This is a genomic window from Paenibacillus lacisediminis (assembly GCF_046567315.2).
Window position 1 is genome coordinate 105,249 of the sequence record NZ_JBKIAX020000015.1, and the last position, 26,808, is coordinate 132,056.

Sequence of the window (26,808 nt, forward strand, 5' to 3'; positions counted from 1 at the left end):
CGTACCCAAAACGTACGCTCCGCTACTCAGTCCCAGTCTTCATCCAACCTTCTCGGTGCTGAAAAGCCGACTTGTTGAACACGCACTATATGTCTCATTATAGAAGGGAGCGTTTTCAAAGGGGATTCAGCAAAGCAACAAAAAGTAATACTAATTCCACGAAACCTGAAAAACACTTCATAGTGCGTGTTCAACTACCTCTTATATTTTGTGCGTTTTGCGGTATTCGCCCGGGGTCATCCCGGTGGCCTGCTTGAATTGGCGGTTAAAATAAATGATATTTTTATAGCCCATCTGCTCGGCGATTTCGTAGATTTTTAAGGTCGGATCGGTCAGCAGCTCGCACACGCGTTTCGTCTTCAGGTCGTTCAAATATTCGCTGAAATGCACACCGGTCTCTTCTTTAAACAGATAACCCAAATAATTCGGGGTAAAGTCAAAAAACGCAGCCACCTCTTTCAATGTGATTTTTTGCTCCAAATTGTTCTCCACGTACTCCATAATGTCCCGGATCAGCTTGCGCTTTTGCTTCTGCTTTTTGGCGTAAAGCAGCTCCGACAGCTCAAAAAACCGTCTGCGCAGCCATGACATAATGTCATGGATCGTTTCAAACTGGAACAGCAGCACCGGCTGATGCGAATCCCATTTCAGCAGCTCGTACAAGTTTTCGCCCATTTCCCGCAAATCGGCATGGAGTTTGGTCGTAATTCGGATGATCAGGTCGTAAACATCGTTTTTCTGGGCGAGGGGCGCCCCTTGATAAAAAAGCTCCAGCAGGCAGTCGTCGATCGTGACCAGGTCATAGTGCAGAATCGCCTTCAGCATCCGCTCGAGGATTTCATCCGTCCGCTTGGACGCAAACCGGCTTTCCGGTGAAAACACACCGGCCTCCCGGATCAGCCGATCTTTGCCGACCAGCCATTTCGCGCTCAGCGCCGCTTGGGCCTGGCGGTAGGACTCGCGCAGCTGCTGCCCGTCATAGGCAAACCCGCCGACGCCGACGGAAACGGAAAACGGAGAAATCTGCCGAACGGCACGGATCAGCTCTTCGAGCATTTCCAGAAACGTCGTTTCCGGAACGGCCGACAGCAGGACGAACCTCGTCGGATGATTGACGAGAAAAGTGCCCATCTTCATTTCCAGCGAAAAATGCTGAACAAAATCCATCACCTTATGGATTTGCCGGCGCCGTTCGTCCTCGGCCATTGCCCCCGACTTCCATTCGAGATCATCGATTTCGACCAAAGCGGCCGCCGTTCCCGTTTTCAAGAGCGTGTCCAAAAACCCGCGGATATGGCCCTCCACCTGCTCCGGGGAAATGTCGTTCAGCCAGCGCAGCAGCAGTTCCTCATTCACCAAGGTCAGCGCTTCCGCAAACGTTCGGTCCTGGTCGCGTTCGCGCTCGATTTCGGCGCAAAGCTCGCCGAGCATTTTGTACAATTCCTGGTCCTCCACCGGTTTCAGCAAATAGTTTGAAACGCTGATTCTAATCGCTTCTTTGGCGTATTCGAAATCATCATGGCCGCTGATGAATACAATTTTGACTTGCGGATTAATTTCTTTCGCTTTGCGGGCAAATTCGATCCCCGACATAATCGGCATGCGGATATCGGACAGGATCAAGTCAATGCGCTCCTGCTCCATCGCTTTTAACGCATTGAAGCCATTGTTGGCCGTAGCCATCACCTGGAGATTCAATCCACCGGCCAGCACCCTGCGGCGCAGCCACTCAAGGTCAACCGCTTCATCATCAACCAGCAGTACATTGATTTTCATAACTGTCATCCTCCGCTCCATATATTTCGAGCATACTTGCAGGTACCTGCCAAGAATATAGCGGTTTTCAACGAAAACCTATACAAATTCACCGATTTCAAGAGATTTGGTGATGATTCCCATCCGATAAATTACCGGGTTACTCCAAAGCGGGCTGGTCCTCCGTGTTGGCTGGTAGCATGATGCGCACCGTCGTTCCCCCGCCGTAAACACTGGCGATGCGAATCCCGTATTTATCGCCGTACCGCAGCTTGATTCGTTCGTTTACGTTTTTGACGCCGTAGCCTCCGGTTTGGCTTGGTCCGATCCATAACCGGCTCTTCGTCTCCGGCCGCATGCCGATGCCGTTGTCGATCACCTTCAACTCGATCTGATCGCCTATTCTTTGCCCTTTGATGATGATGGCGATCGTTTCACCGAACCAGGCGTGCTTAAAGCTGTTTTCCACAAAAGGCTGCAAAATGAGCTTCATTACCTGGACCTGCAAAATGGAGGGGGCCACATCGATATGGACCGTAAACGCCCCGGCGTATTTGACGCGTTGTATGTCCAGGTACGTCTCGACCTGCTTTAATTCGTTTTCGAGCGGCGTAAACACGTTGCCCTGGTTCAAGGTCAGGCGGTAAAAACGGGATAAGCCCTGCACCATTTGGGTCACTTTTTCCGCTTCTCCCAAATTGGCCAGGCTGCTGATCGTGGACAGCGTATTGTATAGAAAATGCGGGTTGATCTGCGCCTGCAGCGCCTCCAGCTCAGCCTGTTTTTTCTGGATGCCCTGCACGTAAACGCTGTTGATCAACGTCTGGATATTGGCGGCCATGACGTTAAACGCATCGGCGATGTGGACGAATTCATCGTTCCCGGAGAAGCGGATCCGCTTCTGAAAATTGCCGTCCTGAAACGAGCGCACCAGTGTAACGATACGCTTCATCTTGCGGCCGGACAAGCGGGCGACGATATAGCCAATGGCCGCCATGCAGGCAAAGCTGATCGTGCAGACGGTAAAGATCACCCGCTGCAGCCGGCCGGCGTCCTTCGTTAAATAAGCTTTGGGCACCAGCGCTTCGATCACGAAATCCGTTCCTGGAATCGGTTCCTTCAGACTTAAGTAGGAATTGCCGTCATAGCTTTGCGCTGCGCTGCCCCGCTGGTACAGCAGCTCCCCGGATGAAGCCGTATCGATCAGGCGGATGGTGATGCCCTCCTCAACGGGAAAAGTGGAGAAATCGCCGAACAGGTCGTCCAACGACGCCGTGATGCGCACATAGCCGATGACGGTCATATTTCCGCTGTACGACACCAGCCTGCGGATGTGCGAAATATTCCCGAGCCGCTGGTCCGTATCGATTTGCAGCCAGATGTTGTCCCGCTCCGAATCCTTGAACTCTTTGTACCAGGCGCTGTCTTTAATGTCATCGAAGGGCAGAATATAATAATCGCTGTCCTTGATCGGCTCCTCCAGGTTGTCGCCCGATACGAAATACAGCTCATCATTGAGCGTATATAACATTAACCGGATATCGTTTCCGAATAACTTCAGCGGCGCGGTGATTTCAGGGACGATCTTATCCAGCATGGCCAAGTAGATATCGTAGGCTTCCCCTTTGGTCTGCAGCGCCCGCTGAAAAGCAAGGTTGCTGAACAACGTGTCCGACATCCGCTGGATTTCGTCCATTTGATAACGGATGTTGCTTCGGGCCTGCTCCATGCCTGTCCGAATGTTCGACTCCGCCATTTCCGTTCTCGACTGGATCAGCATCGAATAAGAAGTGTAGCCGATAATGGCATCCGTCAGCAGGACAAGCAGCAGGTAAGGAATTAGCATTTTGTAGGTAAAAGGGATATATTTTCTCATACATCCATCATATCGGCGGGAAGCGCCAAAGGGAACAGCGAATCCTAACAATCCTTGCCGTTTCAAATTGCAAAAAATGCTATGTTCTTTTGAGAACGCTTCCCCTATGCTTAAGCCATAACCGGTTGTATTGCTTAAAGATACTAGTATCAAAAAAAGAGGGAACGGCATGCGAGAATACACCATACTGCATATTTTGTACACCAAAAGGCTTCCGGTCAGGATGAGCGAGTTGATTGCGGAAGTGGGGCTTGGCGAAAGGACGGTTAGGGGAGTCATTCGTTCCCTGGATCGGACGGGAGCCAAACACGGATTTGGCATCAAGACCATCCGGAATCAGGGATTCCTGCTTGAAATCGAGGAAGAAAACCGGTTTGCCGCCTATTTGGAGCATGTACGCCGACTCAGGAGCATGGTAGATTCGGATAATGCGGCTTCCCGCCAGCAATATATTATTTATTACTTGCTTCAGAGCGATGCCTTTAAGTCCATGGACCAGGTTGCGGAAGAGATGGGCATCAGCCGCACGACGCTGACTTCCGATTTGAAGGAGGTCGAGCTGAAAATCGCCCCCTTTCAGCTCGAGCTGCTCCGGCGCTCCCATTACGGGGTGAAAATTGAAGGGGAAGAAAAAAATATCCGCAAAGCTTTTTCGCATTTTATTCTTCAGAATCATCAGGCGATTGAGCAAAACGAGGACTTCAACAAATTCAGCCGCAAGTTTGACGCGCATAAGGATCAATTGAAAGCCTATTTGCTGCAGGTGCTGAAGGAAAAAGAACTGCGGATTTCCGATGTGTTTCTAAACAATATCGTCACGCATCTGTTTATCCTGCTCTACCGCATCTCCAAAAGCAACTATATTGTCAGCGGACAAGCCATGCTCAAAACGCCCGAACCCCTGTACCGCGATATTGCCGGAAAAATTGCGGACTTTGTGGAACAACATTACGAAATGACGCTTCCGCCCGACGAAATGGACTACCTTGCGCTGCATATTTCGGGCAAAACGATTGTGGAGCATATTGGCGAGGACACGAAACAGGAGCTGCAGCAGGGTATCAGCGTTATTTTAAGGCGGCTTGATCAAGAGTTCCTGACGGGCTTCAGCCTGGATGAAGACCTCCAGCAATCGCTGCTGATGCATATGTTCCCGCTGTTGAACCGGTTGTATTACAACCTGCAGCTCGACAATCCGCTGGTGGAAGACGTGTACAGCGAATATGCCAACGTGTTTGTCATCTCATTCCGCTTTGCCGAAATTATTGAGGAGCAGTACGGATTTAAAATGTCCCGGGATGAGGTCGGCTACGTCGCCCTGCATTTTGCCACTCATCTGGAGCGCAAAAAGCAGCAAAATCTGGAGCAGTTCAAACGAATCGCGGTCATTTGTTCGACGGGAGCGGGCAGCGCGCATTTAATCCGTCTGAAACTGGAAGCGGTTTTTCCGAAAGCCTCCGTAATTACGGCCTCAATTTCCGAAATGGAAGACATGCTGAACCGGCCGGTGGATTTGATTCTGACTACGGTGCCTTTGGCAACCGATTTCAAGGAAAAGTCGGTCATTCATATCAAAAGCCTGCTGGATGACCAGGAAATACAGCGCATTCGCGAGCTGCTTTCCCTTAGAATCGATCCATCGCGCCCATCCTATAAGCTGAGCGATTTCAAGGATTTATTCCGGCGAGAATTGTTCCATCTGTCCGGTCCCGAAGATTATATGAAACTGCTGGAGGAGCGCTGCCAAGAAATCGTCGGCAAGCAGTACGCGGCAGAAGACTTCCCCCGCCAGGTTTTACTGCGGGAGCGGAAATTTACGACGATTTACAAAAACGGCGTAGCCGGACCCCATCCCATGCGGATGAGCGCAATCAAGGACTGCATTAATGTGACGCTGTTGAAAAAACCGGCCCTGTTTGAAGACAAACTGGTCCAATGCATTTTTATCATCAATTTGCAGCCCGGCCAGTTGTTTTTGCACAAAGAAATCAGCAAGCTGCTGCTTACGCTGATGGAAAAAGACGATGTGCGCAGCAGAATTTTGGCCGTAACCAGCTTCGAGCAATTTATGAAAGAAATCGAGAATTTACTATAGGAGTGGGAAACCATATGGAATTTGAACAAATCGTCATGCAAATTATCGCCAGCAGCGGAGAAGCCAGAAGCTTGTGCCTGAAAGCCGTGCGCATTGCCAGAGAAGGCCGGCTGGAAGAAGCAAGCGAGCTGTTGAAGCAGGCTAAAGAGCAATTGGGAAAAGCGCACAAAGTGCAAACCGGACTGATCCAAGCTGAAGGACGCGGTGAAAAAACGGAGGTCACCATTCTGATGATTCACGCCCAGGACCATTTAATGAATGCTTTGACGGTACGGGAATTGATCGTAGAGCTGATTGAGGAGATTCGACAACGCCAGACGCTTGAACAGAAATTGAAAGGATTGGTGGACTGAATATGAAGAAGATACTGCTCGTGTGCTCATCGGGAATGTCTACAAGCATGCTGGTCGAGAAAATGAAGGAGGCTGCGGCTGCCGAAGGAATCGAGGTCTTCATCGATGCTACAGCAGAGAGTGAGATGGAGAAGTTCACGGATATAGATGTTGTGCTGCTGGGGCCGCAAATAGGACATATGGAAGCCGAGATGAAGCGGACTCTTCCGATTCCGGTCATGACGATTAATATGATGGACTATGGCATGATGGACGGCGAGAAGGTGCTGAAAAGCGCCTTAAGTCTGCTCAATTAAGGGAGGCCCTCTAGTGAGCATGAACTTTGATAAGTTGAAATTATCCGTAATCGGAACTGCAAGCAAAATCAGCAAGAATAAGTACCTGTCGTCCATATCCGAAGCCCTGACCTCCATTATGCCTGTATTGATGCTGGGCTCATTCGCGACCCTGTTTGCCAATCTCAACATAGAGGGCTATCAGAATTTTATCCAGAAGACCGGACTAAAACCGATTTTTCAAATACCGGCAAACGTACTGATTACACTCCTGTCCGTGTATGCCGTATTCTTCGTGGCCTATCGTCTCGTGAGCAACCTCAATCCGAAGGTCGACAATGCCGGGGCTGGTTTGATCAGTTTAATGTCATTCTTCATTCTGACACCGATCACCAAGGTTAATGAAGCCAACGCATTCACCTTTCAATTTCTAGGTGCGCAGGGATTGTTCGTGGCCATTATCGTAGGTCTGATCGTCGGAAAATTATATGTTACGATCGTGGAGAGAAACTGGATCATTAAAATGCCGAAGGGAGTTCCTCCCACCGTAGCCAAAACTTTCGCCAACCTGATTCCGGGTACGGTCATTGTTATCTTGTTTACATTGATCAGTTACTTATCGTCATTAACGGAATTTGGAAGCTTGCATCAGATGATTTATACATTCATTCAGGCGCCGCTGCATAATATCGGCGGAGGCTACTGGTCACTTGTCATTTTTGTATTCGTTGTCCAAATTTTATGGTTCTTTGGTATTCATGGCTTCATGGTGGTCAGCCCAATTTTCTACAGTGTATGGCTGCCTATGGGCCTGGAAAATCTGGAGTCCATCAGCCGCGGTGAAGCGCACCATAATATTTTGAGCGGCGGCTTCTACAACTCCTTTGTGGTGGTCGGCGGCTCCGGAGCAACGCTCGGCTTGGCCATTCTGCTGGCTTTCTTCTCGCGCAGCAAGCGTTACAAGACGCTGGGCAAGCTCGCTTTCCCGGCCTCGATTTTCAGTATTAATGAGCCCATCATCTTTGGCGCGCCGATTGTACTCAACCCGTTCATGCTGATTCCTTTTGTATTCGGGCCGATCATTGTATCCAGCGTAGCTTATTGGTCGATGGCGCTCGGCATTGTTCCCATCGCCAACGGAACTCATTTTCCGGCGGGGACACCTATTATCCTTAATTCATTCGTCAACGGCGGTATCCCGCTGGTTATTTTGCAGTTTGTTTGTATAGCGCTGCAAATTCTAATATACTATCCATTCTTCCGCCTCATTGATAAACGATCTTTGGAGGATGAGAGAAATGCACTGGAGCAGGAGGCAGCACATGGAGCATAGTAAAAAAGGATTTCCGGAAGGTTTTTTGTGGGGAGGAGCCATCGCCGCTTGTCAGGCCGAGGGAGGATTTGGAGAGGATCATAAAGGAATCTCTGTATCGGACATCTCCTTTTACGACCCTGATTCAGACCGCAGGGACTTGTCCAAGCATCTGAATATTACCTCATCCGTTATTGAAAAAGCCCTGCGTGAGACGGGCACGAAGGGGTACCCCAAACGGGAAGGAATCGATTTCTATCATCGCTACGAAGAGGATATCCGCTTATGCGCCGAGATGGGGTTCAAGGTATTCAGGTTCTCCATCGCTTGGAGCCGGATCTTCCCCAAAGGAGATGAGCTTCTTCCCAATGAAAAGGGACTTGAATTCTATGACCGGGTACTTACTGAACTTGAAAAATACAATATTGAACCCTTGGTCACCCTTTCTCATTTCGAAATGCCTTTGCACATCGTGAATGAATACGGCGGCTGGAAGAACCGTAAGGTCATTGAAATGTTTATCCGTTTCGCCGAGCTTTTGTTCCGACGCTATAAGGACCGGGTCCGCTACTGGATCACATTCAACGAGATCAATGCAGGCCGCTTCTCCACCTTTAAATCAACCGGACTGGTTGAGGATCGCTCCGAGCATTACCTTCAGGATTGCTATCAGGCGATACATCATCAGTTTGTGGCCAGTGCCTTGGCGGTCGAGAAGTGCCGTCGGTTTGCGCCGAACAGCCAAATCGGATGTATGATTGCCAGACTGACTACTTATCCGGCCACCTGTCATCCGGATGATGTCTTGCAGGCTATGCTGGATGATCAGTATCATAATTTCTTTTACATGGATGTCCAGGCGCGTGGAGCTTATCCTGCCTATATGAATCGTTTTTTTGAAGACAACGGGATTGAGATTGTCATGGAGCCAGGGGATACCGAGATTCTTCAGAACAACATCATCGACTTCATCAGCTTCAGCTACTACGTATCCGCCATAACCAGTAACAGTAAAGAGAGACTGGCCCAGCTGGATGAAACGGAGGGGAACCTGACGAGGGGGATACGTAATCCGTATCTGGTAGCATCGGACTGGGGCTGGCAGATTGACCCCGTAGGCATCCGCTATTCCTTGAATACCATTTTTGACCGATATCAGAAGCCGCTTTTTATTGTAGAAAACGGACTGGGGGCGGAAGACAAGCTGGAGGACAATAAGATTCACGATCACTATCGAATCAGCTACCTGCGTGAGCATATTGCCCAAATGAAAGAAGCGATTAGGGATGGAGTCGAGTTAATAGGCTACACCCCGTGGTCTGCCATAGATATTGTGTCTTCCGGAACCTCTGAGATGTCCAAACGCTATGGATTCATTTATGTAGATAAAGACGATCAGGGTAATGGGACGCAAAAAAGGTATAAAAAAGACAGCTTCTACTGGTACAAGCAGGTGATCGCCTCCAACGGCGCTGACCTTTAGTACACTTGCTGAAAATCAGCTTGAAGGCAAAAACTCACCTGCCTGCTAAAATAATTTAATCAGAAGGCTGTCCCAATAATGGACAGCCCCTTATTATTATCCCGTTTATAAACCTTCGGCATTTTTTACGGCGTGTTCCCAGCTGGGAAAATAAAACAAAGCGTTGCGCATCAACTCCGGATCATGTTGCTTGATCTGCTTTTTACTTAGCGAACTGCCTTCCGTTTGCAATTGCTTGATTCTGCGGACAACCTCATCAGCTCCAAGAGTAGCATCCATTAGCTTTGCTCCTTCCGTATAGAGTTGTCTCTATTATTGCTAATATTTACCTGAATATACCTGCAGCCGGCAAGTGTCGTCGATCCTTCAAACGCCGGGCCAAGGGCTGTATGGTATAATTTAAGCAGATCGTTCTTAAGGGGGACCCTATGAAAGCCCGAGATGATAAGCAAAAACCTATCATTAAAGAGCAGCCTGCCACCTACGACGATTATGCCCGGCTGCCCGACGACGGTAAGCGCTATGAGTTGGCGGACGGTGTACTGGAGCTGATGACGCCTGCGCCGACGCCCAAACACCAAGTGATAAGCTCGCAAATTCACCATTTACTGATGAACAGCTGCCAGCAAGAATATATCATTTTCGCCTCTCCCGTCGATCTCATTTTGTCTCAAACGGAGGTCCGTCAGCCGGATTTGGTCATGGTGCACCGCAGCAGGATCGAAATTATCACCCGCCGGGGAATCGAAGGGATTCCCGATCTGGTCGCGGAAATCCTCTCGCCCCATTCCGTCAAACGGGACAAGCACAGCAAGCTGAAAGCGTACGCCGCCTATCAAATTCCGGAGTATTGGATCATCGATCCGGCCCACGAGTCGCTGGAGCAGTATGTGCTGAAGGACGGCAAATACGAGCTGCTGGAAGTGTTTGACCGCGAGGAGACGGTCCGGTCGGAGCGTCTTCCCTGTGTCTCATTTACGATGGGACAGGTCGTTGACGCAGCCGAAGGGCTGCCGGGGTGAAGAGAAGACCGGCAAAGTGGCGGCACCGGATGGCATGTTGGCCGTCTGGCGCCGCCGTCATTTTTATAGATATCAGATTCTAACGGTTGCCATGGCGCTTATTTCACTTAATCCCGGCTATTTTCACCTGGATTAAGGCAAATAACGGCGCCTGCAACCGTTAGAATTTTGAAAAGGTCTTTTTTCGTAGAATAGCCGCTGCTACAACCGTTAGATTTCCAAAGGGCGATAGCATCGCTCGAAAACTTAACGCCCCCCCCCATCCCCCCTACATTACCTCGCCAATCCAAACGTAAGAGTATGTGCCAAACGTAGGAATCTAGGTAAGATACAGGCTCAATCCGCATCTTTTGTAGTATTATTTTACCATTTTTAGAATTTTTATAGTTTTATCTGTAGATTTATGGTTAAATATTTATAAAATTCCATAATTTAATAGAAAGGCGTGATCGTCATGGCATTCGTATCCTGCTCTGAAGATGCTAATCGTATCAGCGGATTATGGGAATTGGACCATGCGGAGGACCTGTTCAGGGATAAGCTGCTGAACCGGACCGAAACGGCCGCCGATGCCGTTCAGGAAACGCTGCGGCTCGATGTAGACGGCCCTTATCCGCAAATGGCCGCCAGCGGCGCCTGGAAACACCCGCAATTGTACCTCCACTGGACCGCTAAATTAGCCGCGATTGGCCCGTCTGCCTGGGAAGGGCAAATCATTTTCAAAGACGGGGATACTTCGCAGTTTCCGTACACGACCGTCAACATCGCGCTGGAGGCAGCGCCCTCCAACCTCTTACAAGTGATTTTTTCCAACGGCAGTTCTTTTACGCATACTTCGTATTACCGCTGGGCTTCTCCCTATTTCCATCCCGTTCAGTTCGAATTTGACAGTGAAGCTGGAGTAACTCCTGTTCTGGCTATCGACACGCATGCGCACCCCAACCATCCCGCCACTTTACCGAATGAACAGCTAACGATTGAAAATGTATTCCGCCGCGCCGGCTTCGACGTGAGTATATCCGCGGGCGCAAACTCGATCCCGATCTCCGAAGCGGGGCTGGATGTGCGCTGGAGCGACGCGGAGATGCATGACGCCATGCAAAGGCATTGGTCGCAATTTGCCAATGAGCCGAAATGGGCCTTGTGGGTGTTTTTCGCTTCCCTGTATGAAGAAGGGGCTTCCGTGGGCGGAATTATGTTTGACAGCATCGGCCCGCAGCACCGCCAGGGAACGGCGATTTTCAATCGGTCGTTCATCAGCGTCCCCGCAGAAGGCGAAAGCCATCCGGAGGCATGGGTGGAACGGATGAAGTTTTGGACCGCCTGCCATGAGATGGGGCACGGGTTCAATCTCGCCCATTCCTGGCAAAAAGCGCTTGGCGAGCCGTGGATTCCTTTACGTAACGAAGGGGAAGCGCGCAGCTTCATGAACTATCCTTACAGTGTACGGGGGGGCGAAACCGCCTTTTTCGCCAACTTTGAATACCGGTTCTCCGATAACGAGCTGTTGTTCATGCGCCATGCCCCGGAGCGTTTTGTGCAAATGGGCAACGCCGAATGGTTCGACCACCACGGGTTCGAGCAACACCGGCTGCTGGCCAAGCCGACCTTCGAGCTGTTGCTGCGGGCCAATCGTGAAACTTTACGCTTTGAATTTATGGAGCCCGTCGTGCTCGAGCTCAAATTGACCAACCGGACTTCCGAACCGCAAATCATCGACCGGCATATATTGACCGACCTGGACCACATGACCATCATCGTAAAAAAACAAGGGAAAACCGCGCGCAAAATATCGCCTTTTGTCCATTATCTTCAGAAGCCGGAGCATGAAGTGCTGGCCGCGGGACAATCGGTATACAACTCGTTATTTATCGCGGTGGGGAAAAACGGCTGGGAGGTGTCCGAGCCCGGGGATTATACGATTCAGGTAGCGTTGCATTGCAAACACGAGGATATCGTGTCCAATCCATTAACGGTGCGCGTGGAGCCGCCTATGGACCGGACGGAGGAATTTTTGGCACAGGATTTCTTTACGGAAGCGACGGCCAAAACCATTTATTTCGACGGGACAAAATATGCGGAAAACAGCAACGGCGTGCTGGAAGCGATCACGGAACGGCTGCCCCATCGCAAAGTGGCCATACATGCGCAGGTGGCGTTGGCCATGCCGATGACCAAGCCTTACAAGCTGCTGGGCCAAGACGGGCGGATTCACATCATCCCTCCCGCAGTCGAACAAGCCCGCAAAACGCTAGCCCCCAGCCTGCTGGAGAACAGCCACCTTGCCGCCAATACGCTTGGGCATATCGATTACCGGCATTATATGGACCGTCTCTCCGAATCCGTTGCCACCCGGGCCGGCGATCCCCAAGCCGCTGCCGAAATCCAAAGCAAGCTGCTGCAAACTCTGGCGGATCGCCAGGTGCGGCAAGACGTGCTGGCCGACATTAAAGACAAGGAAGAAGATTACCGGAGCATGCGCGTTTAGGAAGAAAAAACGGCAAACGTTGAGGCAGTTGAAAAACTCAAGCGGAAACATAAGGACAAAAAATGTCGCTAATTCGACGGGATCACCCATTTTGAGAGAAATAAAGGAAATTTATGTCGCTATATGCTTGAATCACAGGGCGATGGCCAACTTTTGCTCCGCTCCTTGGAAAATAAGGACATATAATTCCGCTAATAGGATGAACATGCTCGATTCCGGAAAATAAGACCATGAAGTTCCGCTATTTTTTAGGAGGAGATACTCACCCGCCTCGCGGATCGCGTTATTAGCAGATCGTTCTACTAGTGTCCTTACGCCTCGGCCCTCCCGTTTTCCTGATGGAAACTGCGGGAGGGTTTTTTCGTGCGATTTTTAACCAATCCACCCTTTGATCAAAAACCAAACCACCGGCACAAGCAACGACGGCAGCATATTCAGTGTTTTACTCTCCTTGATTTTAAGAATCGACAGCCCCGAGCTGGCGATCAGGACGCCACCCACGATCGAAATTTCCGTCAGCAGGTCGGCCGTCAGGAAGGGGGCCAAGTAATCGGCGCTCATGTAGATGGCTCCCTGCCAGAGAAACAACACCACCGCCGTCAAAATAATGCCGATGCCATAGGTGGAGGCCAGCACCATCGAGGTGACCAGATCCAGAGTGGCGTTCATGAACAAATAAGTGTGGTCGCCGCGGATGGCGCTTTCGATCGGCCCCAGAATCGACAGCGTCCCGATGCAGAACAGTAAAATCCCCGTGGATAACCCTTGTCCCAAATTCGAGGTTGAAAAGCGGCCAACCAGCTTTTGAAACCTGCCGTCGATATCAAGCGCGGTGCCGATCAGGCTGCCGACGGCCAAGCTGATGATAAACAATACCGGGAACGCACTGTTTTTCATGTTGGTGACTACGGCATTGATGCCAAGCACGGTCGCGGCAAAACCGATGGCCGTAAACAGCGCGGCCTGGTATTTTTCGTTCAAGCCTTTTTTGAAAATGCTGCCGATGAGGCTTCCGGCGATAATCGCCCCAACGTTAACGAGTGTACCAATCATATGAATTCCTGGCTCCTGTCCGCGGGTAAGTCATAATCCTAGTCCATGATAACGTATTGCTGGCGGTTTATAAACCCTAACTTTGCTTTCCTCCGGGGCACGGCCGCTCCGAAGAACGGGGTTGACTTTGACACTAGTGTCAAACTTTAAAATAAGGTCGATCACGAAAGAGGAGGTTGGAATCATGGAAATCAAGCAAAGCGGCCAGCCGCAAAATCAACCAACAACAGGGGCTGCGGGAAGCGTGCAAAGCCCCGCCCCGGTGACAGTCCTCGGTCTGGGTCCGATGGGCCAGGCGCTGGCCGGCGCTTTTCTGAAAAACGGCCATCCCACTACGGTGTGGAACCGCTCGCCGGAAAAGGCTCGGCAGCTCGTGGAGCAAGGGGCCGTCCTTGCCGGTACGGCCGGCGAAGCGGTCCTCGCCAGTCCGCTAACGATCATCTGCGTGTTGGACTACAATGCCGTGGAGAGCATACTCGGTCCGCTTGGGGATGAGCTTGGCGGACGGACCATCGTCAATCTTACGGCGGACACGCCGGAAAAGGCCCGCAGCATGGCGGCATGGGCTTCCCGGCACCGCATCGCCTATCTGGACGGGGCAATTATGACTCCGACCCCAACGATCGGAACCCCCTCCGCCGTTTTTCTGTACAGCGGACCGGAAGCCGTTTATCAAGCCGCATCCCCGTCCCTGGCCAGCTTGGGCGGCACCGCCAGTTTTCTCGGCGAAGATCCGGGGCGGGCGGCCGCGTACGATGTCGCCCTGCTTGATCTTTTCTGGACATCGATGAGCGGTTATACGCACGCCCTGGCCCTGGCCACAAGCGAAAACATTGCAGCTAAAGACTTCGCCAAGTTTGCGCTCGGGATCGCAGCGATCCTGCCCGGTCTTATCGAGGAGTGGGCGGACCATGTTGAGGCGGAGCATTATCCCGGTCACGCCTCCAATATCATCTCCGCCGCGGCCGGTATGGAGCATATCATCGACGCGTCCCGGAATCGCGGCATCGACGCCAGCGTACTCAGCGCCGCTAGGGCCACGGCTCAGCGGGCCATCGATAAAGGACACGGCGCGGACAGCTTCTCGCGGCTGACACAGGTGTTTAAGCATCCGTCCGTATAAAGCCCGATTCAGCTTGCAATGATCACCATTCATATAAATGGAGGAACTACCGATGAATCCTGCGATTTCCAACCCAGCAAGCCATAATCCCGCCGACTCCCCGGTTACCGTGTTAGGTCTGGGCAACATGGGCTTGCCGAAGCCGCTCTTTGAGGCGCATCAACCGATGCTGAAAGTATTGGGCGGCCAAGCCGCTTACCTCAGCCCCGATCACGGCGTGCCGCTGCTTTACGATTTGGCGCTGCTGACCATGCTTTACGGGGCATGGTACAGCTACTTCCACGCACAAGCTCTGCTAAGAACGGCCGACATCTCCGCTACGGAGTTTTTGCCTTATGCGGAAGATTGGCTGAAGCATTTGATCGTCCCGCTGCTCTCCGATCCGGATGCGGCGGCCGCGCTGGACCGGGGAGACCATGCGACCGATGTATCCAACATGAACGTCAACAAACAAGCGTTGGATCATATCGTGCAGTTCAGCCAAAACACGGGGATTCCCGCCGACTGGCTGCTGCCGATTCAAGCGTTGGCTGCCCGCAAGGTAGCCGAAGGTTACGGCCAGGATGCCTTTACCCGGGTTTATGAGGCGATCCGGGGTTAAGCAGTCCGAAAAAAAGCGCGAGCAGAGGGCGATAGAGCCCCCTTAGCTCGCGCTTCCGTTTTTACCCTAATATGCGCCAGGCTCCTGGCGTTAGTTCGCCGCTTCGACGAGAGGCGTTTTTGCGGAAACCCGCCGTTCCTTCATTTGCTCGATCTGCCGCCCCAGCCTTAGCTTTACCGTTTCCAACTCGTTTATCTGCTTATCGACCTGGTCGATTTTTTCCTGATACAGATCCAGCATTTCCTGACAGAAGGAGTATTCCACAGGGCCCGCATCCTCGCAGCCCAGGATGTTCTCGATTTGCTCAGTGGTCAGACCCAAACCAAGATAAAGCTGAATGATGCGGATCCGCTCAACGGCGGATTCGTCGAACTCCCGGTAGCCATTATCAAGGCGCACCGCCTTAATGATGTTCTTTTTCTCATAATGACGGATGGATCTTGCGCTTACACCGGTTTTTTGGGACAACTCGCTGATCTTCATGACCTGCCCTCCTCCTTTGCTCCATTGCTACGACATATTGTAACGCCGGAAGCCTCGCGGGTCCATAACGGGCGAAAAGACGAAAAATCACAGGCATGCATGCCTGTGATTCCTTCGTTTAGCGTGGGCAAAAACATCATTAAATTATATTATTTTGCGAATGTATTATGTACTGGATCGAAAGCTTTTGGATTCGGTCCGTATTTGTTATCGCCCGCCTCGCTGTCAAGGCAATAAAATACGAGTAAAATGATACCACCGACAAAAGGAATCAATCCGAGCAAAATCATCCATCCGCTTTTTCCGATATCATGCAGTCTGCGGACTCCAACCGCCAAAGAAGGCAGCAGGACCGCCAGCATGTAAATGTAACTTAAAATCGTACCCACACTAATATCAATGAGTCCTCCCACAAAACCAAGAATGAACGATACGATCACATTGAACAGAGCAAACATCCAAAATTCTGTGCGCCGCGCTCTCCCTTGAAACCCTACGTAGTTTTTCAGTACCTTCAAATACCATTGCATGTAAAACTCCACCTCTTCTTAAATTGATTGTTAGCCTTTGCCCTCCTGCTTTAGAATATATCGGAATTATTTCAGGAATATTAATAAAATTCTTATTAAATCAGCAAAAAAGTCCTGGTGTCTTGTCCGACACCCGGACTTTTAGTACCTTAGTACCATTTCCCCTTATTTTCCTCCATGACATGCTCTCCACACACTTATCAAACATATTTTTTGCTGCTATGATTATATACAGCGAATATAGATAAATAAAATGAATGTTTATGATGACTTGCATTTATTTTTTTCATATTAAAGGAGCTACCATGAGTCTGCAAAAATACGAGATTTTGTTGAAGGCGGTTGAAACGGGAAGTCTGACAAAGGTGGGGGAGCAGTTGAATTTAACCCAATCCGCGGTCAGTCACGCGATTTCCAGTTTGGAGCAGGAGCTGGGACTCACCTTGCTCATCCGCAACCGTGCGGGGATCCGCCTCACAAGCAGCGGGGAACGATTGTTTCATTTTTTTCAAGGCATACAGCAGTTGAATGAGAGATTGCACCAAGAGATCGCCTTGATTAAGGGATTGGTGGCGGGCACCGTTAAGCTCGGCGTCTTCTCAAGCGTATCGATCCACTGGCTGCCGGGAATGGTAAAGGCTTTTAACGCTGAATTCCCCCATATTGAAGTAAAGCTGCACGATGGCCATTATCAGGAAATCGAGCAATGGCTCGCCACCGGCCATGTCGACATAGGTTTTGTCAGTTTGCCTACTCTACAGCCGCTTGATGCAACCGAGCTGAAAAAAGACCGGATGTTCTGCGTTCTGCCTCCCGGTCATGCTCTGGCAGACCAATCCGTCATTTCTTTGGATCAAATCATCAATGAGCCTTTTATTATTCCGAGCTCTGGCTGCGACGCGGACGTCCGGCGGATTTTTATGAAGTATAAGGGGCCGCTGAATATCAAATATGAACTGGAAGATGATCATGCCATTATGTCCATGGTCGAGCATGGTCTGGGGATCAGCATTCTCCCGGAAATGATTCTCGCCCATATGACCCATAACCTGTGCCTGCGGCCGTTGGAAGGCGAACATTACCGCACGATTGGACTTGCCGCGATTTCCAGAAACAATCTTTCCCCGGCCGCCGCCAAAATGTTTCAGTTCATAACGGAATGGACACAGTCATCATCTGCTCTGACCTCCAGTGGTGCTTAGGCCGGCAATGAAAGATACGGATTCTTTATTCGCTTGTAGCTGCCGAATCGTATCCGCAATCCCTTTCTCATAGGGGGTACTTGGGATTTCGCCGATGCGGCGCCGGTATTTTTCCCCGCTTAACGTCAGCGGTTCTTCCGTCAAATAAAGCATCTCCACAATTTCTTTCATAGGCTTTTCAAATAAGCCGAGGAGCGACAGGGTGATTTTCCCTACAGGCCAAATCTTGCCCTTGTAGCCTGCGGCCCGCGATGCGATCGCAACGATTTGTTCGCCGGAAATGACCCCCGGTCCGGGAATGTGCCAGTTTTCCCCGTAGGCGTCGTCGCGGCTGGCCAGTTCAACGATCATGCGCGCCGCATCAGGCAAATAGACATACTCGCGCGGCACCTTCATCGTCCCGATAAATACGCCGTTTTTGCCCGCCGCGATGGCTTCCATCGTCGCATTCAAATACGATTGCTTCGCCGACGGGCCGTAGTAGTCGGGCAGCCTGGCAATCAGAGTATTTTTCCCTCCCCAGCCGTCCCGCATAAACAATTGTTCGTAGGCATGGCGCGCCTGGCCCTTCCGGGTGTGCGGTCTTTTCGGGTGATCTTCGGTGATTGGGTCCTGCGATGCTCTGCGTCCATACGGATAAATGCCGTCGACGAGCACCGTTTTCGCTTGCAGACGCTTCGCCGCTTCCAGCACCGATTCTCCCAGCGGCGGCAGCTTCTCCGCCAATTCGTGATAAGCCACGTTCGCGCTGTTGATGATGGTGTCCACGCCTTCCGCCGCACGGACAATATCGCCTGGGCTAAACACATCCCCCTCTGCCAGCTTTAAATGGGACGGGTTTCCCAATTGTTCCGCCATGGCGCGCAGCTTGTTCATGGACCGGCCGAAAACGACCGTTTCGATGTTTCGTTTCAAGAGCTCTGCCGTGACGGGATTGCCCACACCTCCGGTGGCGCCTAATACGATTGCTTTTTTCATAAAATCGATCCCTCCATTTTAGTGATTGATTGATCAATTACTATTGCAGTTATAAAAGCTATTGTCAGCCAAATTCGCCCATTCATCAATGTTAGTGATTGATCAATCACAAATTAATCTTACCCCGTCTTCCGTCATATCGCAAGCCCTAAATGGAATCACGTTCGCTCTTTCGCTTATCGGAGCCGTCAGAATTCCTTTAGCTCCGGCATGTCTATCGCTACGGAAATGTTGCATAACATGCCCCTTGCCAAAAACAACATCGTCCGCTCCTCCGGATTTTCACTGCCGGTTTCGCGAAACGCATCCAGCACCATTTGCCGGACCTCGCTGAACCCTTGCCGCATCGCGGCCTTAATGGAATCCTCCGGGATCGTCTGGGCCTGCATCTGCAGCATGATTTCATTTTTATAAGAGGCTAAAATATCCTCGTACGCCGCAATCAGTCCGTTTTCCACCTGCTCCGAAGATGCCGTTTCGACGACTTGCCGAAAAGAGCGGATGACCCGGGACCATGAAGCTTCAAGCGCGGCCAGCAGCAAAGCTTCCTTGCTCTTAAAAAAACGAAATACGTAAGGTTGGGATATCTGGGCCCGTTCCGCTACCTGCGCAGTCGTTGCCCGGAAATAACCAATCTCGGAAAACACTTCGATCGCGGCCGAAATAATCTCTTCCTTCCGATTCACTGAGGTTGCGCCGTTTTTTGCCATGCTTTTCCCGCCCTTGGATTAATGTAATTGATCAATCACTAGTTTAAATGAAATATCCCAAGGAAGCAACCACCGGGAATCGTTTGTCACAGGCTAAACTTTTGGTATACTGTAACAAACAACTAGGAATGGGTGTCGCCTCATGAATAATGAAGATCTGATTGCTGTGCTGAAGGCTCTGTCGAATGAGACCCGCCTCAACATCCTTTGCTGGCTGCGGGAACCGGAAAAGCTGGACTGGAAGCTGCCGGACGCCATAAAACAAGAGTTTCCCGGCAGCGTTTGCGTAGGGAACATTCAGGAGAAATCCGGACTGACACAGTCGGTGATCTCCTCGTACCTTGCCTTGATGCAGAAGTCCGGCCTCCTGGAGTCCCGCCGCTATGGCCAATACACGTATTACAGGCTAAATGAAGCGGGGATCGCCGCATTTATGGAAGAGCTCGCCACCAAGCTGCAAACCGGGAGGTAACCCCAAGTTGCTTCGCGGGGTTGCATTTCGATCTATTCATCTATATATTTAGATGTATAGATGTGTGATTTTTACGATTTTATCCTAAATATAGGAGGAGAGAAATATGCCCCAATCTAAAGCTGCAGCCTTGTTCAAGCCTTTTGAAGGGGGGCGCCTGAAGCTGGACAATCGTATCGTTATGGCGCCGATGACCCGATCCTTTGCGCCGGACGGCATTCCCGGACCCAATGTGGCCGGATATTACCGCCGGAGAGCGGAAAATAGCGTTGGCCTGATCATCACCGAAGGCACGCTCATTAACCATCCGGCGGCAGGGGCCGATCATGACGTGCCGCATTTTTACGGAGAAGCGGCGCTGGAGGGCTGGGCCCGCGTCGTTCGCGAAGTGCATGAGGCCGGCGGCAAAATCGCTCCGCAAATCTGGCATACCGGCACCGCCCGCCAGCGCGAGAAATTCCCCGATTCGGACGCCGATCCAATCGGCCCGTCGGGCCTCAGCCTGACCGGTGAGCCGGTATCGGAACCGCTGACGGTCAGCGAGATCAAAGGGCTCGTTCAGGCCTATGCCCAGGCTGCGGCTGACGCGAAACGCATCGGTTTCGACGCGGTAGAGCTCCATGGTGCGCACGGCTACTTGATCGACCAGTTTTTCTGGGAAGTGACCAATAAACGCACGGATGAATACGGCGGCGACCTGGTGGGCCGCACCCGCTTCGCCGTGGAAGTTATTGAAGCGGTACGGGCCGCGGTTGGCCCCGACTTCCCGATCATCTTCCGCTTCTCGCAATGGAAGGCAGTCGATTACAGCGCCAAGCTGGCGGCAACGCCGGAGGAGCTGGAGCGCTTCCTTGCGCCGCTGTCCGCGGCTGGCGTCGATATCTTCCATGCCTCGACGCGCCGCTTCTGGGAGCCGGAGTTTGCGGGCTCAGACCTCAACCTGGCGGGCTGGACGCGCAAGCTCACCGGCAAGCCGGCGATCACGGTCGGCTCCGTTGGCCTGAACTCCGAGTTCACCAGCTTGTTCGAGTCCGGCAAAGGCGGCGAAACCGCCAGCATCGACAACTTGATCGAACGCCTGGAACGCGAAGAGTTCGACCTCGTCGCCGTCGGCCGCGCCCTGCTGACTGATCCGGCCTGGGCGGCCAAGATCAGAGACGGCCGCACCGACGAACTGCAACCGTTCACCCGCGAGTCGCTCGCCACGCTGAGCTGATTTTCGCTGAGCCACCGGACTGTAGGAGTCCGCTCAACTTCCAAGACCTTTTCGGACCAGAGCCGAAAAGGTCTTTTTGCGTAAGAAAAACGTATATCGACGTACATTCTAGGGTGACGGGACCGCAATTAGTGGAGTTTTTCCCACATTTATTCTCGTAACGGACCGTAACGACGCTAATCGCTCATTTCCCGGGTATTTCCTGACCTAACGGACACAGATGACGCTACTCAGCTCCAAATGGGGCTATTTTTGCAGATTTACCGGGAATAAGGTCGCCACTGTCCCTTAAAATTCGGAACCCCCTGTTTTTGACCAATTAGGGGCTCTGCGGTCCGTTAGCATTCACCGTTTTGCGGCTCACACCCACCTGCACTCAACCTCTGGCGCCTCGTGAAGCCCTCACTTTCAGCTTCCTTTCAATGTGTTCCTCTTATCACTATTTCCGCTTGACTTAAGGTCACCTTTAATCTATATTTAAGGTGACCCTAATAAGGAGGTGAACTTTTGGGCAATAAAAAAATGGGTCGGCCTACAGATAACCCAAAGCCTTACAGAATGGCAGTCAAATATGACGAAGAATGCAAAGAAATTTTAGAAGCGTATTGCAAGCAGGAAAATGTTAATAAAATGGAAGCTGCCAGACGAGGTATTAAGAAACTGAAGGACGACCTCAAAAAATAATAGGAAGCGGCGCGCTCTCACTAAAGACAACGCCACTTCCCTCCTGCAACCGCCTAAAAGGCAGACTGCATAAATATCCTATCATGTGCGGACTTTTCCTTCAAGGAGTTGCAAATAAGACTTGAAAGGATTGAGTACATAACCGTATTTACCGGCTTGATCAGGTACTGGAACGTAACCACATCGAAGCTCTCCAGCATATACTCGGCATAGCTCGTCAGAAACACGACCTGTTCGCTGTGCAGCTTCATCTCCCTCAACTTCCGCGCCGTCTGGATGCCGTTCAATCCGTTCATTTCAATATCAAGAATAAGGATGGAAAAGGCTCGCCATCTTTTTCGTAGTGCTCAATCAATGCTTCGCCCGCTTGGAACAAAGCGACCTCGAAGTCGATTCCGGTCTTGACGGATAAAGCAAGCAGCATCCGCTTGACCTGCTGCCTTTGCTCCTCTTCGTCGTCGCAGATTGCGATCCGGTACATGAAAACCGCCTCCCCCGCCTAACTGATTTTCTCCAGGTGAAGCAGGGGATACGGCCGGCCCGAACCGTCCAATTCCGAGCGTCCGGTCCGGACAAACCCCAGCCGCTTGTAAAATGCGTAGGCCCCGTCGTTCTGCTCGTTTACATCGACCCGCAGATGGCTGCCTTTTATTTTTTCGGCGTGTTGGATCAAACGTCTGCCCGTTCCTTTTCCATGACCATTCGGATCCACAAACAGCATCTCGATTTTCGTTCCGTCTAGCCCGATAAACCCAATAGGTTCCATGCTTTCGGCTAATTCAACCCAAATCTCAACTTCCTTTAAGGCCCCGTTTTGAACCATTTGCCGGTAAAATTCAAGATCTTGCCCGGCCAAAAATTTGTGTGTATGTACTACGGCTTGATACCAAATCTCTACTAATTGATCGTGATATTTTTCCTGATAAGGAACAATGAGATTAGACAATTCTCTACCCCGCCTTTCTTTATGCTATTACTAGTTTAAAAGGGATGGTTAACAAAAGAAAGGCCGGTTCTTTTACAAAAAGCCGGTGGTAAGCTCCCGGAGCCTGATGATTACATCGCTCCTGATTGGAAATATCCAATTGAATGGGAAATGAAGCAGAACGTAAGTAGTTAGATTGGATATTTCCAATAGACTAGGCTCAGCAGGCCTGAAACGGGGCGTTTGTGCGAAATCTATTGGATTTTTCCAATGTGGGGTGGAGCGGGTTTAAACATCGCTTCCTTCACGGCATATCGGCATAATAAATAAATCATGATTGGAGCGCCAACAGTAGAAACGATAAATTTCCATGGAAGTTCATAAGGTGTTATTATTGTGCGGTTAACTACACCGATGACTACCATTAGATTAGCGCCGAGAATAACTGAAATCGGAAGTACCCAACGATCATCTTTGCTTACCCATCGCCGTACCAAAAGCGGCACCAGTGTCCCTACAAAGGCAATTGCACCAAAAGCTAAAGCCACGCCTGCCGACAATTCAATGATTACGATTACCGATAGAATCTTGATCTGTTTTTTCCCAAGCTCCGTAGCGGGCCGGGCGAATACAATCGTAAAAGCGCCGATAAGGCCAATTGCCAACCAAGGAATAAGCCAATTCATCAGAGACCAGCCTATACCTGACGCTGGAGCATACCATAGTGAAATAAAATTATCGGTATTCTGTATAATTAGCCTTACACTAACTTCAATAATCAATAGTATTAACATGCCCGCAAACATACTTCGTATCGCCATGCTGCCTCTTTTCACTCTCGCAGCGAGAAACCACACAATTCCGCTTGTCACAATTGAACCTATTATCGAAGCCACAAAATGATGAAAAACAGAAAAATCGGATAAATAATGTGCTGCTAAGCTTAGAACAAATGCCCCGCCTCCTGTCATTCCCATCGTTCCCGGGTCCGGCAGCGGATGCCGCATTGCGCGCTGTAGAATGATACCTGACGCGGCTAACCCCATCCCCCCAAAAACGGCAGCGAGGACGTTAGGAAACCTCATTTCATAAATTACTTGATAAGCGGCGCTTTCACCAGGATTTTGAAGAGCATCCCATACATCCTTTGGGGAAGCCGAAATCGCCCCACGGGTCATGGACCAAGCTGACGTCAACAACAAAATTATTATTAAAATAATTAACAAGAGCAAATGTCTATGATGTCTATGATCCGCACGTATATCTCCCTCATAAGTAATTTGAGCGTCCTTTGTCAAAATGTTACCTCTCTCTCCGTTTATTTTCTAAGGTACTATGTAATAATTTCTTTGCCCTAGGCAATTTTCCCTCCCCAAATAAGGCTCAGCCAAGAAAACACCCTTGACTGCAAGGCCAGTCGGCCAATCCAATTTGTTTGAAGTTAACGCTAACGGTTGTAATCGCGCCTAATTAGCCGAAAAGACGGGAATTCAATTTCTAACGGTTGCAGGCGAGCTTATTTGGTGAAAAGGGCTGCGAATTCACAGAAAAAGGGCAAAATAAGCTCTACCACAACCGTTAAATTTGGTTATCCCTCCATTTTGCTGAAATAGCGGCGATTGCAACCGTTAGAATGACGGCCTCGCTTGAAGGAACTACGCCTTATTCCCTTGAAAAGAAAGGGCGTGTCTGGATTGATCTCCACAGGCGACCGAGGTCATTAAAGACAAAGCGCATGCCGACATCGGCATACGCTTTTTAAGGCTGCGACAAGTTTTTTTATTCCTCTTTGGCACTTTCCGCATATTTTTTGAAATTGTCCAAAATCGCTTGCCACCCGGCTTGCTGCATCTCGATGGCGTTGGTCTCCTCCGCTTCGAACGATTCGGTGATTTTCGTGTCGCCCCCTTGGCGAATAAAATCGATCTTCACTTTTCTGCCGTCGCCAAGCGTATAGGAAATGCTCTCGTTGATATTCACCTCATCGTATACTCCGCCGAAATCAAATCCAAAGCTGCCGTCTTTAGCTTCCATTCTCGAAACAAATTTACCGCCGGCTCTCAGATCATTCTCCGCGTATGGCGTATGCCAGTCTTCGGAAGCCTGATTCCACTTCGTAATATGCGTTGGTTCCGTCCAATACTTCCACACGCTTTCGACAGGGGCATGAACGATTGCTTCCACGGTGATCATTACCGGATTACCATTTCCCATGACATAACCTCCATTTTTGAATATATTATACTCAAGTATTACCACCCGTCATTCATTGCGAAACCTCGCGGAACGTTTTTACTCACGCCTATTTTAGCATGTACGCGGAAGCCGGATTTCTTACGGATTGCTATTTGTTCTCCATTACAAACAAAACCACCTGCAATTCATATTGAAGTTATGAATTACAGGTGGTTTTCTATTAATTAGCCATAAGACTCCCAATGTTGTTCTTATGAATATCTTCCGTTCCGGCATCCAGTGCAGTCTTGTAATAGAAGCATTTATGTTCGATAACGGCCATCGTTTTTTTAAGTTCTTCCATCTGCGCTTCTACAGCAGCTTTTCGTTCCAGGAACATGTCATATCTTTGTTGCAAGGTGGCGTCCCCTTCAGAACACCAGTCAATAAAATTTTTAATTTCCTTGATCGGCATCCCTGTGGACTTAAGACATTCTATTATTTTCAAAGCGTCGATATCGGATTCTTTAAACAAACGTGTTCCGCCGGCTGTCCGTTCTACAAAAGGGATAAGTCCCTCTTTGTCATAATAACGCAAGGTATATGGCGTTAGATTCAGTTCTTTGGCAACTTCGCTGATCGAATACGTCTTCAACATGAATCTTCCTTTCCTTAAAATATAGACCTCGAGCTAACTCTAATATATAAAATAATTATACCATAAAATCGTCACTTGACCTAGAGTTAACTCTAAGGAGTAAAATTTTCTTTGTAAGAGATTGTAAAAAATAACGATAGGAGGATTTATGAATGATTACTGCTAAAGCACGCGCTGTCGATGGTCCGGACAAACCGTTTCGAGAGGCTGAAATTAAAAGACGCGATCTTGATTCACAAGATGTTCTAATTGAGATTAAATATGCAGGAATATGCCATTCCGACATCCATACGGCTCACGGTGAATGGGGACCTGTAAACTATCCGCTCGTACCTGGACACGAAATTGCGGGAATTGTCACGGCTGTAGGACCTAATGTCACAAAATACAAGGTCGGTGACCGGGTTGGGGTAGGATGTATGGTCGACTCCTGTGGGGAATGTGAGAACTGCCGAAAAGGAGAAGAACAATACTGCCTAAATGGGAATGTCCCAACCTACGCGGGTGTGGACAAATACGGCGAACCGACTCAAGGCGGCTACTCTACCCATATTGTCGTAACTGAGGACTTCGTTGTCAGAATTCCCGACAGCATTGAGCTTGATGTCGCAGCACCATTACTTTGTGCAGGTATTACGACATATTCTCCGCTAAATCATTGGGGAGCTGGCCCGGGTAAAAAAGTAGCAGTTGTCGGCATGGGCGGTCTTGGTCATATGGCTGTCCAAATTGCACATGCCATGGGTGCCGAGGTCACCGTCCTGTCCCAAACGTTAAATAAAAAAGACGATGGCTTGCAATTGGGCGCAGAGCACTACTATGCCACAAGCGATCCGGAAACATTCGAGAAACTGGCCGGGCAATTTGATTTGATTATAAACACGGTAAGCGCCAGCATCAATTTGGATGCTTATTTCGGACTGCTTACGCTTGACGGAACTTTGGTGAACGTCGGTGCCCCTGGAGAGCCGTTGTCCCTAAATGTAATGTCCCTCATCGGTCACCGCCGTTCATTTGCAGGGTCCATGATTGGAGGCATTCGTGAGACTCAGGAGATGTTGGATTTCTGTGCCAAACACAATATTGTTCCTAAGATCGAAGTGATCTCGGCCGATCAAATTGACGAAGCCTACAAACGAGTATTAGCTTCAGATGTGAAATATCGATTCGTAATTGACATCAGCACAATGTAAGTTGTGTAAATAGCCGCCTCTTATCTGACTAAAAAGCTTGATAACTTTGAAACGCATTGTCTGCGACAGTGCGTTTTTTTACTTCGTTCAAGTTGCAGAAAGTTTCAATTTTCATATATTTACAGAATTTGGTACGTGTGCTATAT

Annotated in this window: 28 protein-coding genes; 14 read left to right on the forward strand and 14 right to left on the reverse strand. The window is 50.1% G+C overall.

Annotated elements, in window-relative coordinates; translation table 11 throughout:
* Window positions 1–201: 201 nt before the first annotated feature.
* Window positions 202–1,776, reverse strand: a complete 1,575-nt coding sequence (locus tag ACLD72_RS24155; RefSeq protein ID WP_411001904.1) for a response regulator — start codon at window positions 1,774–1,776, stop codon at window positions 202–204.
* Window positions 1,777–1,915: 139 nt separating this feature from the next.
* Window positions 1,916–3,631: a sensor histidine kinase gene (locus tag ACLD72_RS24160; protein ID WP_411001905.1), complete on the reverse strand. Its 1,716-nt coding sequence runs from the start codon at window positions 3,629–3,631 to the stop codon at window positions 1,916–1,918.
* Window positions 3,632–3,800: 169 nt separating this feature from the next.
* On the opposite strand from ACLD72_RS24160, the gene ACLD72_RS24165 reads away from it, so the two are divergent.
* From ACLD72_RS24165 to ACLD72_RS24185, 5 genes are read left to right on the forward strand one after another with little or no spacing between them, the layout of a single operon-like run.
* Window positions 3,801–5,726, forward strand: coding sequence for a BglG family transcription antiterminator (locus tag ACLD72_RS24165; protein ID WP_411001906.1), 1,926 nt, complete (start codon window positions 3,801–3,803; stop codon window positions 5,724–5,726).
* 14 nt (window positions 5,727–5,740) lie between these two features.
* Window positions 5,741–6,079: a PTS lactose/cellobiose transporter subunit IIA gene (locus tag ACLD72_RS24170; RefSeq protein ID WP_411001907.1), complete on the forward strand. Its 339-nt coding sequence runs from the start codon at window positions 5,741–5,743 to the stop codon at window positions 6,077–6,079.
* Between the two features lie 2 nt (window positions 6,080–6,081).
* A complete protein-coding gene (locus ACLD72_RS24175) occupies window positions 6,082–6,375 on the forward strand; it encodes a PTS sugar transporter subunit IIB (protein ID WP_411001908.1) in 294 nt (97 codons plus the stop codon).
* 19 nt (window positions 6,376–6,394) lie between these two features.
* Window positions 6,395–7,687, forward strand: coding sequence for a PTS sugar transporter subunit IIC (locus tag ACLD72_RS24180; protein ID WP_458476190.1), 1,293 nt, complete (start codon window positions 6,395–6,397; stop codon window positions 7,685–7,687).
* Window positions 7,677–9,149 carry a glycoside hydrolase family 1 protein gene (locus tag ACLD72_RS24185; RefSeq protein ID WP_411001910.1) on the forward strand — a complete coding sequence of 491 codons (1,473 nt, stop codon included), beginning with the start codon at window positions 7,677–7,679 and terminating at the stop codon, window positions 9,147–9,149. The genes ACLD72_RS24180 and ACLD72_RS24185 overlap by 11 nt, the downstream gene beginning before the upstream one ends.
* Before the next feature lie 105 nt (window positions 9,150–9,254).
* Here the strand turns inward: ACLD72_RS24185 and ACLD72_RS24190 are convergent, their stop codons facing one another.
* On the reverse strand, window positions 9,255–9,428 hold the full coding sequence (locus tag ACLD72_RS24190) for a hypothetical protein (protein ID WP_251595274.1): 174 nt from the start codon (window positions 9,426–9,428) through the stop codon (window positions 9,255–9,257).
* A gap of 149 nt (window positions 9,429–9,577) precedes the next feature.
* Here ACLD72_RS24190 and ACLD72_RS24195 point away from each other — a divergent pair, with 149 nt between their 5' ends.
* A complete protein-coding gene (locus tag ACLD72_RS24195) occupies window positions 9,578–10,171 on the forward strand; it encodes a Uma2 family endonuclease (protein ID WP_411001911.1) in 594 nt (197 codons plus the stop codon).
* Between the two features lie 454 nt (window positions 10,172–10,625).
* Window positions 10,626–12,659, forward strand: a complete 2,034-nt coding sequence (locus tag ACLD72_RS24200; RefSeq protein ID WP_411001913.1) for a hypothetical protein — start codon at window positions 10,626–10,628, stop codon at window positions 12,657–12,659.
* A gap of 372 nt (window positions 12,660–13,031) precedes the next feature.
* Here ACLD72_RS24200 and ACLD72_RS24205 read toward each other — a convergent pair whose 3' ends face one another.
* Window positions 13,032–13,712 (reverse strand): DUF554 domain-containing protein, encoded by a 681-nt coding sequence (locus ACLD72_RS24205; protein WP_411001914.1) that lies wholly within the window; start codon window positions 13,710–13,712, stop codon window positions 13,032–13,034.
* A gap of 190 nt (window positions 13,713–13,902) precedes the next feature.
* On the opposite strand from ACLD72_RS24205, the gene ACLD72_RS24210 reads away from it, so the two are divergent.
* Complete coding sequence (locus tag ACLD72_RS24210; protein ID WP_411001955.1) at window positions 13,903–14,835, forward strand: NAD(P)-dependent oxidoreductase; 933 nt, start codon at window positions 13,903–13,905, stop codon at window positions 14,833–14,835.
* Window positions 14,836–14,887: 52 nt separating this feature from the next.
* Complete coding sequence (locus tag ACLD72_RS24215; RefSeq protein WP_411001915.1) at window positions 14,888–15,436, forward strand: imine reductase family protein; 549 nt, start codon at window positions 14,888–14,890, stop codon at window positions 15,434–15,436.
* 90 nt (window positions 15,437–15,526) lie between these two features.
* Here the strand turns inward: ACLD72_RS24215 and ACLD72_RS24220 are convergent, their stop codons facing one another.
* Together ACLD72_RS24220 and ACLD72_RS24225 are read right to left on the reverse strand one after the other, a co-directional pair.
* On the reverse strand, window positions 15,527–15,919 hold the full coding sequence (locus ACLD72_RS24220) for a MerR family transcriptional regulator (protein WP_411001916.1): 393 nt from the start codon (window positions 15,917–15,919) through the stop codon (window positions 15,527–15,529).
* Between the two features lie 149 nt (window positions 15,920–16,068).
* Complete coding sequence (locus tag ACLD72_RS24225) at window positions 16,069–16,449, reverse strand: DUF805 domain-containing protein (protein WP_411001917.1); 381 nt, start codon at window positions 16,447–16,449, stop codon at window positions 16,069–16,071.
* A 305-nt stretch (window positions 16,450–16,754) separates the two neighbouring features.
* On the opposite strand from ACLD72_RS24225, the gene ACLD72_RS24230 reads away from it, so the two are divergent.
* A complete protein-coding gene (locus ACLD72_RS24230; protein ID WP_411001918.1) occupies window positions 16,755–17,651 on the forward strand; it encodes a LysR family transcriptional regulator in 897 nt (298 codons plus the stop codon).
* Here the strand turns inward: ACLD72_RS24230 and ACLD72_RS24235 are convergent.
* Entirely contained in the window at window positions 17,622–18,629 is a 1,008-nt protein-coding gene (locus tag ACLD72_RS24235) for an SDR family NAD(P)-dependent oxidoreductase (RefSeq protein ID WP_411001919.1), read from the reverse strand. The genes ACLD72_RS24230 and ACLD72_RS24235 overlap by 30 nt on opposite strands.
* 188 nt (window positions 18,630–18,817) lie before the next feature.
* A complete protein-coding gene (locus ACLD72_RS24240) occupies window positions 18,818–19,339 on the reverse strand; it encodes a TetR/AcrR family transcriptional regulator (protein WP_411001920.1) in 522 nt (173 codons plus the stop codon).
* Between the two features lie 142 nt (window positions 19,340–19,481).
* Between ACLD72_RS24240 and ACLD72_RS24245 the strand changes: the two genes are divergently transcribed.
* From ACLD72_RS24245 to ACLD72_RS24255, 3 genes are all read left to right on the forward strand, one after another.
* Window positions 19,482–19,811, forward strand: coding sequence for an ArsR/SmtB family transcription factor (locus ACLD72_RS24245; RefSeq protein ID WP_411001921.1), 330 nt, complete (start codon window positions 19,482–19,484; stop codon window positions 19,809–19,811).
* Between the two features lie 106 nt (window positions 19,812–19,917).
* The gene (locus tag ACLD72_RS24250; protein WP_411001922.1) at window positions 19,918–21,027 is read left to right on the forward strand and encodes an NADH:flavin oxidoreductase; all 1,110 of its coding nucleotides are present in this window, start codon (window positions 19,918–19,920) and stop codon (window positions 21,025–21,027) included.
* A gap of 507 nt (window positions 21,028–21,534) precedes the next feature.
* Window positions 21,535–21,711 carry a CopG family transcriptional regulator gene (locus ACLD72_RS24255; protein ID WP_411001923.1) on the forward strand — a complete coding sequence of 59 codons (177 nt, stop codon included), beginning with the start codon at window positions 21,535–21,537 and terminating at the stop codon, window positions 21,709–21,711.
* 53 nt (window positions 21,712–21,764) lie between these two features.
* On the opposite strand, the gene ACLD72_RS24260 is transcribed toward ACLD72_RS24255, so the two are convergent.
* The 6 genes from ACLD72_RS24260 to ACLD72_RS24285 all read right to left on the reverse strand — a co-directional run bounded on the left by ACLD72_RS24260 (window position 21,765) and on the right by ACLD72_RS24285 (window position 25,466).
* On the reverse strand, window positions 21,765–22,007 hold the full coding sequence (locus tag ACLD72_RS24260; RefSeq protein ID WP_411001924.1) for a hypothetical protein: 243 nt from the start codon (window positions 22,005–22,007) through the stop codon (window positions 21,765–21,767).
* Entirely contained in the window at window positions 22,004–22,192 is a 189-nt protein-coding gene (locus ACLD72_RS24265; RefSeq protein WP_411001925.1) for a hypothetical protein, read from the reverse strand. Before ACLD72_RS24265 ends, ACLD72_RS24260 begins: the two co-directional genes overlap by 4 nt.
* A gap of 18 nt (window positions 22,193–22,210) precedes the next feature.
* On the reverse strand, window positions 22,211–22,657 hold the full coding sequence (locus ACLD72_RS24270; protein ID WP_411001926.1) for an acetyltransferase: 447 nt from the start codon (window positions 22,655–22,657) through the stop codon (window positions 22,211–22,213).
* 233 nt (window positions 22,658–22,890) lie between these two features.
* A complete protein-coding gene (locus ACLD72_RS24275; protein ID WP_411001927.1) occupies window positions 22,891–23,934 on the reverse strand; it encodes a FecCD family ABC transporter permease in 1,044 nt (347 codons plus the stop codon).
* Window positions 23,935–24,415: 481 nt separating this feature from the next.
* Window positions 24,416–24,850, reverse strand: coding sequence for an SRPBCC family protein (locus ACLD72_RS24280; protein WP_411001928.1), 435 nt, complete (start codon window positions 24,848–24,850; stop codon window positions 24,416–24,418).
* 202 nt (window positions 24,851–25,052) lie between these two features.
* Window positions 25,053–25,466 (reverse strand): MerR family transcriptional regulator, encoded by a 414-nt coding sequence (locus ACLD72_RS24285; RefSeq protein WP_411001956.1) that lies wholly within the window; start codon window positions 25,464–25,466, stop codon window positions 25,053–25,055.
* Between the two features lie 155 nt (window positions 25,467–25,621).
* Between ACLD72_RS24285 and ACLD72_RS24290 the strand changes: the two genes are divergently transcribed.
* Window positions 25,622–26,662 carry an NAD(P)-dependent alcohol dehydrogenase gene (locus ACLD72_RS24290; protein ID WP_411001929.1) on the forward strand — a complete coding sequence of 347 codons (1,041 nt, stop codon included), beginning with the start codon at window positions 25,622–25,624 and terminating at the stop codon, window positions 26,660–26,662.
* Window positions 26,663–26,808 lie beyond the last annotated feature (146 nt).

What these genes read in the sequence shown, in the direction of transcription:
- ACLD72_RS24155 (WP_411001904.1), bottom strand. Translation starts at nt 1,776, where the DNA reads ATGAAAATCAATGTACTGCTGGTTGATGATGAAGCGGTTGACCTTGAG.
- ACLD72_RS24160 (WP_411001905.1), bottom strand. Translation starts at nt 3,631, where the DNA reads ATGAGAAAATATATCCCTTTTACCTACAAAATGCTAATTCCTTACCTG.
- ACLD72_RS24165 (WP_411001906.1), top strand. Translation starts at nt 3,801, where the DNA reads ATGCGAGAATACACCATACTGCATATTTTGTACACCAAAAGGCTTCCG.
- ACLD72_RS24170 (WP_411001907.1), top strand. Translation starts at nt 5,741, where the DNA reads ATGGAATTTGAACAAATCGTCATGCAAATTATCGCCAGCAGCGGAGAA.
- ACLD72_RS24175 (WP_411001908.1), top strand. Translation starts at nt 6,082, where the DNA reads ATGAAGAAGATACTGCTCGTGTGCTCATCGGGAATGTCTACAAGCATG.
- ACLD72_RS24180 (WP_458476190.1), top strand. Translation starts at nt 6,395, where the DNA reads ATGAACTTTGATAAGTTGAAATTATCCGTAATCGGAACTGCAAGCAAA.
- ACLD72_RS24185 (WP_411001910.1), top strand. Translation starts at nt 7,677, where the DNA reads ATGGAGCATAGTAAAAAAGGATTTCCGGAAGGTTTTTTGTGGGGAGGA.
- ACLD72_RS24190 (WP_251595274.1), bottom strand. Translation starts at nt 9,428, where the DNA reads ATGGATGCTACTCTTGGAGCTGATGAGGTTGTCCGCAGAATCAAGCAA.
- ACLD72_RS24195 (WP_411001911.1), top strand. Translation starts at nt 9,578, where the DNA reads ATGAAAGCCCGAGATGATAAGCAAAAACCTATCATTAAAGAGCAGCCT.
- ACLD72_RS24200 (WP_411001913.1), top strand. Translation starts at nt 10,626, where the DNA reads ATGGCATTCGTATCCTGCTCTGAAGATGCTAATCGTATCAGCGGATTA.
- ACLD72_RS24205 (WP_411001914.1), bottom strand. Translation starts at nt 13,712, where the DNA reads ATGATTGGTACACTCGTTAACGTTGGGGCGATTATCGCCGGAAGCCTC.
- ACLD72_RS24215 (WP_411001915.1), top strand. Translation starts at nt 14,888, where the DNA reads ATGAATCCTGCGATTTCCAACCCAGCAAGCCATAATCCCGCCGACTCC.
- ACLD72_RS24220 (WP_411001916.1), bottom strand. Translation starts at nt 15,919, where the DNA reads ATGAAGATCAGCGAGTTGTCCCAAAAAACCGGTGTAAGCGCAAGATCC.
- ACLD72_RS24225 (WP_411001917.1), bottom strand. Translation starts at nt 16,449, where the DNA reads ATGCAATGGTATTTGAAGGTACTGAAAAACTACGTAGGGTTTCAAGGG.
- ACLD72_RS24230 (WP_411001918.1), top strand. Translation starts at nt 16,755, where the DNA reads ATGAGTCTGCAAAAATACGAGATTTTGTTGAAGGCGGTTGAAACGGGA.
- ACLD72_RS24235 (WP_411001919.1), bottom strand. Translation starts at nt 18,629, where the DNA reads ATGAAAAAAGCAATCGTATTAGGCGCCACCGGAGGTGTGGGCAATCCC.
- ACLD72_RS24240 (WP_411001920.1), bottom strand. Translation starts at nt 19,339, where the DNA reads ATGGCAAAAAACGGCGCAACCTCAGTGAATCGGAAGGAAGAGATTATT.
- ACLD72_RS24245 (WP_411001921.1), top strand. Translation starts at nt 19,482, where the DNA reads ATGAATAATGAAGATCTGATTGCTGTGCTGAAGGCTCTGTCGAATGAG.
- ACLD72_RS24250 (WP_411001922.1), top strand. Translation starts at nt 19,918, where the DNA reads ATGCCCCAATCTAAAGCTGCAGCCTTGTTCAAGCCTTTTGAAGGGGGG.
- ACLD72_RS24260 (WP_411001924.1), bottom strand. Translation starts at nt 22,007, where the DNA reads ATGAACGGATTGAACGGCATCCAGACGGCGCGGAAGTTGAGGGAGATG.
- ACLD72_RS24265 (WP_411001925.1), bottom strand. Translation starts at nt 22,192, where the DNA reads ATGTACCGGATCGCAATCTGCGACGACGAAGAGGAGCAAAGGCAGCAG.
- ACLD72_RS24280 (WP_411001928.1), bottom strand. Translation starts at nt 24,850, where the DNA reads ATGGGAAATGGTAATCCGGTAATGATCACCGTGGAAGCAATCGTTCAT.
- ACLD72_RS24290 (WP_411001929.1), top strand. Translation starts at nt 25,622, where the DNA reads ATGATTACTGCTAAAGCACGCGCTGTCGATGGTCCGGACAAACCGTTT.